The sequence below is a fragment of the Gemmatimonadaceae bacterium genome, from assembly GCA_016720905.1.
In the GTDB taxonomy this organism is placed as follows: Bacteria; Gemmatimonadota; Gemmatimonadetes; order Gemmatimonadales; family Gemmatimonadaceae; genus Gemmatimonas.
Genome location: JADKJT010000024.1, coordinates 16,728 through 28,534, shown reverse-complemented (window position 1 = coordinate 28,534; position 11,807 = coordinate 16,728). Strand labels below are relative to the sequence as shown.

The window sequence follows — 11,807 nt, the reverse complement described above, 5'->3', positions numbered from 1 at the left end:
GCTACTTGTTCTTCGTCATCGTCAAACCCGAGACGAGGCCATCGGTGTTGTGTGCAAAGCGGAAACCATACACGCCATCCGTCGACTTGAGCTTGCCTTCGCCCACGACCGCCGTCTTGTCGTAGCTGGCCACGACCTTGCCGTTGATGATGCAATCGACCTTGTCGGCCGTCACCGTCATCGCGATCTCCTGCTGCACGGGCGCGCCTTTCTCGGCCGCCTTGTTCACGGCCGGATCAGCGCCGCCACGCCCACCGTTCATCTGAAACGCCGCCGGACCGAAGCCACGCACGATGAAATTGCCGTTGCCGTAGGCCGCGCAGTACAGATAGCTCTGCGTGTCCGTTCCCATATCGTTCCCGGCAATCATGATGCCATACGGATGCGGATGGGTGTTGACGTTCATGTACGCCGGTTCCTTGAACGTCGCCTTCACGGTGTAGTTGCCAGTCGCCTTGTTGGCCGGATTCCAGTAGGCCACCGCCGGTCCCGTCGTCACCATCATGTCGTTGCCCATCTTCATGAGCTTCGCATCATTCAGCGTCAGTCCGGCGGCGGTTTCCTTCGCGTCGATCTTGCCCTGCCAGCCGGCGATTGAAATGCCGCCGCCGGCGACGGTGCGCGACTTTTCCGTGTCGCCCTGCGCCGCGGCGATTGACGGAACCAGCACCAGTGCTGCCACTGCCATCTTGAAGCCAAACGTTCTTGCCATAGAGAGGTGTCTCGGTAAGGGGGGTGGTAGATGCCGTAACGTTAGCGCGCGGGGGCGGTCACGCGCTATTGTTGGTGACAGCGCTGTGACCTGGCCGGGGCTCCCCTGGCCATACCCGACGTCCACTACCCCACCCGCCCCGCCATGCTCCGTGCCCGCCTCCGGCTGTTCGCGTTGACCCTTTCGCTGGCGACGCTGCCGGTTGCCACGTTGGGGGCGCAGAACGCCCCATCGTCCGGATCACTGACCACGTTTCTCGACTACCAGACGGCGGTTCCGTCCACATGGAGCTCCCGCGCCCCGTCCTCGAGTATGCGGCTGGCCGAGTACTCGACGGCATCGGTTGGCAGCGGCAGTGCCGAGGTCGTCGTGTATTTCTTCGGCCCGGGACAGGGCGGATCGGTCGATGCCAATCTCGAGCGGTGGAAGAGTCAGTTTTCCAATCCAACAGGCCAGCCGGTTGAGGAAAAGCGGACCCAGCTGACGAAGCCGTTTCCCATCACGATGGCCGAGTACCGTGGCACATATGCGCGGGGTATTGGCACCGGTTCGACGGCCGAGGCGGCACGGCCGAATCACGTGCTCATTGCGATGGTGGTCGAGACGCCGCGCGGCACATTGTTCTTCCAGTGCTTCGGTCCCGTCGAGGCCGTCGAGGCGCAGCGTGAGGCGTATCTGCAGTTTGTGACGGGACTCAAATAGCGAGGGACGCCGGACGTTTCATCGTTCGGCGCGCACGCGCGTCACCCACCACATCACCAGCGCGCCCGATGCCGAGATCACGGAGAGCGCGACGAAGGCATTCGCGGACGATCCGGTGGCCTCGCGAATACGTCCAATCAGGTCAGGCCCGAAATGGCCACCGAGATTGCCGACAGAGTTGATCCACGCAATACCGGCAGCGGCCGCTGTGTGGCGCAGGAATGCCGTTGGCACGGCCCAGAATGTGGCCACGGCCGAGAGCGTGCCACACGTGACCAACGACAGCGCAAGGATTGACCAGGCCGGCGCGTGTCCGACCACGGCGAGCAAGGCCATACCCAGCGCCGTGACAAGGAGAGCCCCGGTTGCGTGCCATCGACGTTCCCCGGTCCGGTCGGAATGTGCGCCAACCAGCACCATCGCCATGCCGCCCAATCCCCACGGGATCATCGTGACCAGACCGATGCGCAGGTAGTCCGTGCGCCGAATCCCAATCTCCTGCACCAGGGTTGGCATCCAGAAGTTGATGGCGTACAGCGCGAATGTCAGCGTCAGGTAGACAAACGCCAGCATCCAGACTCGCCCGTCGGAGAAGGCCGCGCGCACGCCGTGGCCGGACGCAGTGGCCAGCGTGTCGCCGGACGCGCGATCCGCATCGATGCGCCGCACGATGGCATCGCGTTCATCGACATTGAGCCAGCGCGCGTTGGCGGGACGATCGGGCAACCAGGTCAGCACGGCGACGCCGACGATCAACGACGGAATCGCTTCCACGACAAAGAGCCACCGCCAGCCGGCCCATCCGGCCCACCCATCCAGATACTGCATGATAGCGCCCGACAGTGGCGCCCCGACCACGTTGGCCACGCTCACCGCCGTCATGAACAACGCCACCGTACGCGCCCGTCGCGCCGCCGGGAACCAGTAGGTGAGATAGAGAATGATCCCAGGGAAGAATCCGGCCTCGGCAATGCCGAGCAGGAATCGCAACGCGTAGAAACTGAACTCCACGCGTCGGAGTCCAAACAGGGCGGGCAGCGGCCCCCAGGGGATAGCCGCCACGAACGCAAACGCGCCCGACACCATCGCCCACGTGATCATGATGCGGGCAATCCACGCCCGGGCACCCACACGCTCGAGGATCAGGTTGCTGGGCACCTCAAACAGGAAATACCCGATGAAGAAGATGCCGGCGCCGAATCCGTACACTGCATCGGAGAACTCCAACGACGCGACCATTTGCAGCTTCGCAAATCCGATATTCACGCGGTCGAGATAGGCGACGATGTAGCAGACGAAGAGCATTGGCAGCAGTCGCGTGGCCGCCTTGGAAAAGGCCGCCTGCTCCGAGGGCGACTCGGCAATCGTCCGCGCATCGGTCGTCGCGTCGCGAACGTGTTGCCGATTCCGGGACGGGGCAGAATATTCGGGCATCGGGCAAACGTAGTATCTTGCGCGATGGCTCGCTGCACCCCCGCTCCCCATGCGCCGGAGCTCACGTGACCGATCCGATCGCCGATTTTCTGGTTGCCGCGACCGTCCCGCAGGATGCCGATCATGCGTCGGGCACTCTCGACCGTGCCAACGAACTGCTGGCCATGCATCCGCAGGTAGCCGGCGCGAACATTTACACCGCGGCTGTGCTGGGCGACGAGGCACTGGTGCTGGGCACGCTGGCCAATGACCCGCGCGCTGCCACCACCAAGGGCGGTCCCCACGGATGGGATGCCCTCACCTATCTGTGCTTCTCCCGTTTCCTGCAGCACGATGCCGCGCGCACGGAGGGATTTGTCGGGGCGGCGACCGCGTTGCTGCGAGGCGGAGCCAGCGCCAATACCGGATTCATGACGGCCGGCGGTCGGCAGAAGGCGGAATGGGAGAGCGTCCTGTATGGCGCCAGCGGGATTGCGCATGTCGGAGCACTGACGCGATTGCTGTTGGAGCATGGCGCCGACGCCAACGATGACGAGGTGACCTACCACACACCGGAGACGTACGACAATGCGGCGCTGCGCGCCCTGATCGAGCATGACACGCTGACCGCCGACAGCCTGGCCACCATGCTGCTGCGCAAGTGCGACTGGCACGATGAACACGGGATTGCCCTGCTGCTGGTTAACGGCGCGGATCCCAATCGGTTGACGCGTTGGGGGTACACCGCACTGCAACAGGCCATCCGACGAGACAACGACCTCGCGATCATTGCGCGACTGCTTGACGCCGGCGGTGATCCCGTCATTGCGGGACACGGAGGGTCATCGATTGCGCTGGCCGCGCGTAAGGGTCGGGGCGATGTGCTGTCCCTGCTCGAACAGCGTGGGATCAACACCGCGCTCAGTGGCGCGAACGCCGTGCTCGCCGCGTGCGCCAAGGGCGATTCCACCGAGGTGCAGGCGTTGCTCACAACGTTCCCGCCGCTCCACGCCGACGTCCTGGCCCGCGGTGGCGCCCTGCTGGCCGAGTTTGCCGGCATCGGCAACACCAACGGTGTGCGCGCACTGCTCGACCTTGGCGTGCCCGTCGACGCACTGGATGTGGACGGGAACGGTTATTGGGACATTGCGCCACGCAGCACCGCGCTCCATGTAGCCGCTTGGCGCGGTTGGCCCGAAACCGTGCGCCTGCTCGTCGCACGCGGTGCGGATGTCAACGCGCGCGATGGCGCGGGGCGCTCGCCACTGATGCGGGCCGTCTCGGCCTGCGTCGACTCCTACTGGATGCATCGCCGCAGCACGGCGTCGGTGATGGCATTGCTGGTGTCGGGCGCGACAACGGACGGCGTGCGCCTGCCCTGCGGCGATGCCGAGCTCGATGCGCTGTTACTTGCCTGACGGTGTCGTGGTTTTTCCGGCCACCCGCACCAGGGTGCGGTAGATCATGTCGGTACCCTGCTGCAGGGCGGCGACGCTTACGCGCTCATCGTTGCCGTGCATGCGCCGCAGTTCGTCGTTGCTGATCGGATACGGGTAGATGCCGTAGACCGGCACGCCGCGCGAGCGCCACGCCGCCGCGTCCGTCCCCGCCTGAAAGAGATACGGCGTCACTTCGGCCGTCGGCCACTGGGCCTTCGATTCCAGTGCCAACGCCTTGTACAACTCGGTCTCCACCGAGGAAACCGGAATGGCCGTCGCACGGCCAGTGGTGGCGGTGGGCACCGTCGGTGCTGCTGGCGAGCTTCACCGTAATGCGCGGGTCCTTCACCAACTTTTCGATCAGCTTCACCATGTCGCGTTCGGATCGGTGCCCGGAATCAGTCGGAGATTCAGTGTGGCCTCGGCCGTGCCGGGAATCACGTTGCAACGAAAACCACCACTGATCAGCACCGGCGCAATGGTGTTGCGCATGATGGCGTGCAGCAGTGGATCCTTGGAGATCACGCGGTCTGCCGCGCGTACCTGCGCGGGAGTGCCGTTGACCAGTTGCTGGAATGCGCGGCTGGTCGCGCCAGTGCTCGTCTTGCCCAGCGTCAGAAAGAACTGTTTCGACTCGGCCGTGAGTTGCACAGGGGTTTCGTAGGCGGCAATCTTGGCCGAGGGCCGCGCCCAGCGACGCGATGGCGTTGTCGGGGAACGGCATCGAGGAGTGCGTCGACGTGCCTTTGGCCGAGAGCGTGATGCCGACCACCGACTTGTCGGCGGTCGAGATGCTCACGTAGCGCACTTTGCCCGCGTCGTCCTTGATGATCCAGCCGCCTTCGTTGAGCGCGAACTCCGCATCCATCGAGGCCCAGTGATCGCGCGCCAGCCAACTGGTGTTCATCGGCGCGCCCTCCTCGTCGGCTTCGGCCATGAAGATCACGTCGCGGGCCAGCGGTACCTTGGTTTCCGCCAGGCGCAGTGCGGCCATCGCGAACACGGCCATGCCACCCTTGAAGTCAATCGCGCCGCGACCGTACACGTGACCATCCTTGATCACGCCGGCGAACGGGTCCATCGACCATTTTTCGCGTTCGACGCCCACCACATCGGCGTGCGCGGCCAGCAACACGGGTCGCTTGCTCCCATCGCCCTTGAGCCGGGCGATGAAGTGGGACTTGCCGGCGTCCGGGGTGGGAAAGATTTCCACGGAGAAGCCCGCGGCCTTGAATCGTGCCGCCAGCAGATCGACTAGCGGTTGGGTGGTCCCCGGTGGGTTGCTGGTGTTGACCCGTATCAATTCGCTCAGCAGCGAGGCGGTGGGATCGGTCGCGGTGCCCTGCTGCGCCCACAGCAGCTGCGTCGGGAGCGCGCCAGCGGACAGTGATGCCACGAGCGTCATCGATTTCCAGTAAGGAGTCTTCATGGGCGCAAAGGTACTGTTCGGCTCGGGACCTGCAACCCGCCACTATGGCCCTTTGGCGATGCACACTTCACTTTCTTCCCGGGCCAACCCCCTCGCCCCGTCGCCGTCCCCCACGGGCCTCCTTCGCACAGGGATTTCACATGCTCGCGTCGCACCACTCTCCACTCGTCCCCCGGCACCGTCGGCGCATCGGCGCGGCGATTCTCGCGCTGGTGAGCCTGCCGATCACGGCGACCGCGCAACGCGGCGGCGCCACGCCACCGACCAGAGATCCGATGCAGGAAGGGCTTCCGCTCAAACCCACGCGCACGCTCGCGTTCACGACCAAGAGCGGCAACTGGATGTCGTCCGACGTCAGCAAAGACGGACGACCCTCGTCTTCGACTTGCTCGGCGATATCTACACCATGCCGATTGCCGGCGGGAAGGCCACGCCGCTCACGCGCGGCATGGCGTTCGACGCGCAGCCGCGCATCTCGCCGGACGGCAAACGCATCGTGTTCGTCAGTGATCGAACCGGCGGCTACAACCTGTTCACCATCTCCATCGACAAGAAGGACACGGTCCAACTCACCAGCGGCAACACCAACACGTACGAGTCGCCCATTTGGACGCCCGATGGCAAGTACATCATTGCCACGCGGGGACAGAAGCTCTGGATGTTCCCCGCGACCGGTGGCACCGGCATTCAGCTCATTCGCGGTGAAGGCGGCGCAGCGGCCGCGGGACGCGCAGGCGGTGGTGCGCAGCCCGACGTGAACCGCGAGGAAGGGCCCGCGTTCGGCAAGGATCCGCGCTACGTCTACTACGCGCAGCGTCGTGGCTCGTGGGTCTACAACACGCCACTCGGCGATTACGACCTCATGCAGTACGACCGCGAGACCGGTCAGACCACGGTGAAGGAGAATCGCTGGGGCTCCGCGTTCCGCCCCACGCTCTCGCCCGATGGCAAGTGGCTCGTGTACGGCACGCGTTACGTCGATCACACGCGGCTGCGTATTCGCAATCTCGCGAGCAACGAAGACGAATGGCTCACCGGTCCCGTGCAGCGCGATGATCAGGAATCGCGCGCCTCATTGGATGTGTATCCGGGCATGTCGTTCACCCCCGACTCCAGGTTCCTGATCACGACGTGGGACGGCAAGTTCTGGAAGGTGGCCATGGACACGAAAAAGGCGACCGAGATTCCGTTTGAAGTGGACGTGGTGCAGGCGCTCGGCCCCAAGGTTGCCTTTGACTATCCGATTTCCGACTCGTCGACGTTCACCATCAAGCAGATCCGCGACGCGGTGCCGAGCCCCGATGGCAAGCGACTCGCGTTCGTCGCGCTCGATCGCGTGTACGTCATGGATTATCCCGCCGGCACGCCCAAGCGGCTCACGTCGCAGGACTTCGGCGAGTTCGAACCCACGTGGAGTCCTGACGGCCAATACATCGCCTACACCACATGGGCCGACAGCATCGGATATCTGAATCGCGTGCGCAGCGACGGCAGTGGCCAACCGCAGCGGCTGACGCCGCAGCAGGCACTGTGGTCGAGCCCCGAATACACACCCAACGGTTCGCGCATTGTGGCCACCCGTGCGCCGTCCCGCGCGTTTCGTACGGCCAGCGGCGGCGGTGGTCGGGCGCGGCGGCGCTGGGAACTGGTGTGGATTCCGCCAACGGCGGTGAAGCGACCTTCATCGCCAACAACGCGGGCGACGCGCATTTCTCGGCGCGCGATACGTCCCGCATCTTCGCATACAGCGGACAGCGCGGCCTGTACTCGATGCGTTGGGACGGCACCGACATCAAGGGCATTCTGCGCATCTCCGGCGGCGCCGCAGGTGGCGGCGGCGGCGGTGGTGGCGGCGGCGGGCTTGGGCGCGCTTGTCGCCCGATGGCACGCACGTGTTGGCGCAGGTGAATCTCGATCTCTACTACATCCCCGACATTCCGTGGCCCGGCGGGCCCGAGCCGACGATCACGGTTGGCGAAGGCCGCGGCGGTGGTGCGGCGGGTGGTGTGCCGAGTCAGGATTTCCCCAGCAAGAAGCTGACGGACATCGGTGCGCAGTTTCCCAGTTGGGGCGCGGATGGCAAGACCATTCACTGGTCCATCGGCAATGCGCACGCGGTGTACGATATCGAGCGCGGGATGGCGTTCGATGATTCCGTGCGCAAAGCGAATCCACGTCCCGCGCCCGGTGCCGGTGGCGGTGACTCCGCCGCTGCGCCGGCTGGACGCGGTGCTGCCCGTACGCTGGCCACGTACAAGCCCGTGGAAACGCGTATCAGGGTTGCGGCGCCGCGCGATATCCCCAAGGCGAGCGTGCTGCTGAAGGGCGCGCGACTCAGCACGATGAAGGGGAGCGAGATCTTCGCGAGCGGTGATATCGCCATCGTGAACAATCGCATCGTCGGCATCGGCAAGAGCGGCTCGGTGAAGGCGCCGGCCGGTGCGCGCACGATCGACGTGAGCGGCAAGACCATCATTCCCGGATTCGTGGATACGCACGCACACTTGCGCGTCGCGAACAACATCCATCGCGATCCGGTGTGGAGTTACGCGGCGAACCTCGCCTACGGCGTCACCACGGCGCGCGATCCGCAGACTGGTAGCACCGATGTGCTGAGCTACGAAGATCAGGAGAAGGCCGGTCGCGTGTTGGCACCGCGCATCTACTCCACCGGTCCCGGCGTGTTCGCGGCGGAGAACATCCGTAACATCGACGACGCGCGTCGCGTGCTGCGGCGGTACGCCGAGTACTACGACACGAAGACGATCAAGGAATACCAGACCGGCAACCGAGAAGTGCGGCAGTGGGTCATTCAGGCGGCCAATGAGCTCAAGCTCATGCCGACGACCGAAGGCGGCCTGGATGTGAAGATGAACATCACCGAGGCGATCGACGGCTACAGCGGGCACGAGCACACGATCCCGACGTATCCGCTGCAGAGCGATGTCATCAAGCTGCTCGCCGAATCGGGGATGACGTACACCCCCACGCTCATCGTCTCGTACGGCGCGCCATGGGCCGAGAACTACTGGTACGAGAAGATGGACTTGCTGCACGACGCCAAGCTGCAGCTGTTCACGCCATGGAGCGATCTCGAAGGCAAGATCTTGCGTCGTGGTGGTTCAGCGGGCGCGGTGACCACGATGGGTCAGGCCGGCTGGTTCCACGACTCGCAGTACAACATGAAGCAGGCCGGTGGTGACATCAAAAAGCTCATCGACGCCGGCGGCTCGGCGGGCGTGGGCTCACACGGTCAGCAGCAAGGCATCGGCTTCCACTGGGAGATGTGGAACATCGGGATGGGCGAAGGGATGACGCCGCACGATGCACTGAAGGTGGCCACCATTCACGGCGCGAAAGCGCTGGGCCTGGGCAAGGATGTCGGCTCACTCGAAGTCGGCAAGATGGCCGATCTCATCGTGTTCGACCGCAATCCGCTGGAGAATCTGCAGAACACGCAGGCGATCAAGTACGTCATGAAGAACGGACGCATGTACGACGCGACGAACTTGAACGAGGTGTACCCGAGGCAAGTGAAGGGGGCGCCGTTTGCGTGGAATGAGGATGACAGTCCGACGAGGGACGGGTTGAAGAAGCCGTAAACTGAAGACGGGAGACGGGAGATTGGAGACGGGAGACGTCCAGCCAGCACGCGCAGTGTGACAACCTGCGGACGGTTGGCTCGAAGCACCAGTCGGGGGACCCGCCGACAGGACTGGCCGGGCTTGGATCCTGGGCGTCGGACGCCCGCCGACTCCAGGTGGCGGCTCCGAGCGCTGCGGCGCGGCTCGGCCGGCGACGCGCCTGGCGGCGGGCGCCGCGCGCGGCGGCCGCGCCGCGGCGCCCCGCCCGCGCGCGCCGCGGGCCCCGGCCGGCCGGCCCGGGCGCGCCGCCGCCGCCCGGCGCGGCGCCGCCCCGGCGACGCCGCGCGGCGCGCGCGCCGCGGCCGCCCCCCCCCCCCCGCCCCCCCCCCCCCCCCCCCCCCCCCCCCCGCCGCCCCCCCCCCCCCCCCCCCCCCCCCCCCCCCCCCCCCCCCCCCCCACCCCCCCCCCCCCCCCCCCCCTCTCCACCGCCCCCACCGTTGCGCCCTGCAGATGCACGCCATCCTTCCACTGTTCCATCTCCCCGCTTGCCGCGCTCCCGCGCCCCCCGCCCCCGCCCCCCCGTCCACGGCGACTGCCCACGCCCGGCTCGGCCGCGATCTCGCGGGCGTGGGCAAGCCCTTCCTTGCTCTCGATGATCACCGTCACCAGCAGTTCGCCGTTCGTGTTGATCGGCCAGACATCGGCCTTCTTCTTGTATTGCTCCACCGAGAGCCCCCAATACGCCGCCGCGTTCGCCAATCCCGATCGGGCGAGGCCCCGGCCGAGCGAACGCACCTGCCCGCGACCGCGCCGACCCGCCCCGACCGCGACCCGCCGCGGACGGCCGAGGACGCCGCCCCGCCCGGCCGGGGCCCGCCCACGAGATACGCGCGGGACACCGTCTCGCGACCCGCACCCCCGCGCCGCCGCCGCGCCCGCCCCGCAGAGCGACGCCGGCGCAGCCCGCCGCGCGCGGGGCGCCGACGCCGGGCCCGGCTCCCCCCCCCGGACGCCGACCCACCGGCACACCGCGCCCCGCCGCCACGCCGCCCGCCCACCAAGCCACGCCCGGAGGCGACTTCACGTCGGCCACCTGCTTCATGAGTGATGCACTGGGTGTTTCCCACGCGCCCATGATCGCCCCCTTCACCGTCGCCACCCGCGCCACCACGTTGGTGTTGGCGGCGGCCGCTGCGGCTGCACCGCCGGCACCACCACCGCCGCCGGGTGCGAACGTCACCGCCGGCACGCCAACGCCGAACTTCGGCCGCAACGCGTCAAACTCCTTCCGGAACGCGGCGAACTGCGTCTTCACCGCCGGCGTGGCGCTGCTGGAATCCACCTTCGGCACCACCTTCTGCATCTCGGCGTACAACGCCGTGAGCTGTGCCGTGACATCGGCCCCGCGCCGGTGCATGCCGTGCAGGTCCATCAACAGCGCGTTGTACTGCGCGCGGGCCAGCGTGGTCATTTGCACCTGCGGGTCCATAGCGATGGTGAGTGGTTTGGTGTCGACCACCTTGCCATCACTCACCAGCGCAACCGAGTACGTGCCAGGCAGCACTTGCGGTCCCTGCGTGCCACCACCGCCTCCGCGTCCGCCAAAGCCACCACCACCGCCGCCGCCGGCTCCACCTGCCGGGGCACATGGATCTTCTGCGAGGTACCCCACCGGCGGCAACGGCACCGGCGCATCCGGAATCGGCCCGCGCGCGGCACCGAGCGCCGCCACCGCCACCACCGCGACCGCCGGCCGGCGCGACCGGTCCGACGGCGCGCACGGGCTCCACACGCTGATCCCAGCACACCGTTTGAATACCCGCCACGTTGCGCGCATCCGGCACGGCGAGTTCACGCACCACGCCACCGGTGGCTGAACTGATCCGGATCATCGGCTTGGTGGCCGGCTTCGTCAGATTGAACTGAATCACCGTTTCCACCGGCGGATTCTCGCCGGTGAAGAACTGGTGGCCCCAGAACTCGTCGTTGCGGTCGTCCTTGTACTTCCACTGCAGCGTGAAGCCCGGGGTGATGAGCGTCGCGTCGGCCTCCTTGACCGCCGTGTACTCCTGGATGGGCTCGAGATGATCGAGGATCCAGAGCGCGCGCCCGTGCGTTGCCGCCAGCAGGGCGTTGTCACGCGGATGGATCGTGAGTTCGTCGACGCGCACCGTGGGGAGGTTGCCGCGCAGGCGACGCCACGACGCGCCGCGATCGAGCGACAGGAAGATTCCCGTCTCGGTGCCCACGTACAACACGTTCGCGTTGCGCGTGTCTTCGGTGAGCGTCTTGATCACTTCGCCCGTCAACCCCGAAGTCATCGGCCGGAATGTCGCGCCGAAATCGGTGCTCATCCACACATACGGCTCGTAGTCGTTCAACCGGTGGTTGTCGACGGTGACGTAGACGGTCGCGGCGTCGAAGCGCGACGGCGCCACCTTCGACACGAAGGCGTGCCCCGCCGGGAAACCAGGCAGATTCTTCGTGATATTGGTCCACGTCTTCCCGCCATCCTTCGTCATCTGCAC

The 11,807-nt window shown here is 66.5% G+C and carries 6 protein-coding genes and 1 pseudogene; 4 read left to right on the top strand and 3 right to left on the bottom strand.

The genetic code is table 11. The annotated features are described in order from the left end of the window. Position 1: 1 nt before the first annotated feature. Positions 2–712: a hypothetical protein gene (locus IPP90_15980; GenBank protein ID MBL0172188.1), complete on the bottom strand. Its 711-nt coding sequence runs from the start codon at positions 710–712 to the stop codon at positions 2–4. 144 nt (positions 713–856) lie between these two features. On the opposite strand from IPP90_15980, the gene IPP90_15975 reads away from it, so the two are divergent. After that, a complete protein-coding gene (locus IPP90_15975) occupies positions 857–1,414 on the top strand; it encodes a hypothetical protein (protein MBL0172187.1) in 558 nt (185 codons plus the stop codon). Positions 1,415–1,432: 18 nt separating this feature from the next. Here the strand turns inward: IPP90_15975 and IPP90_15970 are convergent, their stop codons facing one another. Then, positions 1,433–2,848: an MFS transporter gene (locus IPP90_15970; GenBank protein ID MBL0172186.1), complete on the bottom strand. Its 1,416-nt coding sequence runs from the start codon at positions 2,846–2,848 to the stop codon at positions 1,433–1,435. Positions 2,849–2,913: 65 nt separating this feature from the next. Here IPP90_15970 and IPP90_15965 point away from each other — a divergent pair, with 65 nt between their 5' ends. Further along, the gene (locus IPP90_15965; GenBank protein MBL0172185.1) at positions 2,914–4,245 is read left to right on the top strand and encodes an ankyrin repeat domain-containing protein; all 1,332 of its coding nucleotides are present in this window, start codon (positions 2,914–2,916) and stop codon (positions 4,243–4,245) included. Positions 4,246–4,330: 85 nt separating this feature from the next. Here IPP90_15965 and IPP90_15960 read toward each other — a convergent pair whose 3' ends face one another. Further along, positions 4,331–5,401 (bottom strand): M20/M25/M40 family metallo-hydrolase, encoded by a 1,071-nt coding sequence (locus IPP90_15960; protein ID MBL0172184.1) that lies wholly within the window; start codon positions 5,399–5,401, stop codon positions 4,331–4,333. A 292-nt stretch (positions 5,402–5,693) separates the two neighbouring features. On the opposite strand from IPP90_15960, the pseudogene IPP90_15955 reads away from it, so the two are divergent. Further along, a pseudogene (locus IPP90_15955) lies at positions 5,694–6,230 on the top strand (PD40 domain-containing protein). Between the two features lie 1,471 nt (positions 6,231–7,701). Next, positions 7,702–9,297: an amidohydrolase family protein gene (locus IPP90_15950; protein MBL0172183.1), complete on the top strand. Its 1,596-nt coding sequence runs from the start codon at positions 7,702–7,704 to the stop codon at positions 9,295–9,297. The last annotated feature ends 2,510 nt before the right edge of the window (positions 9,298–11,807 follow it).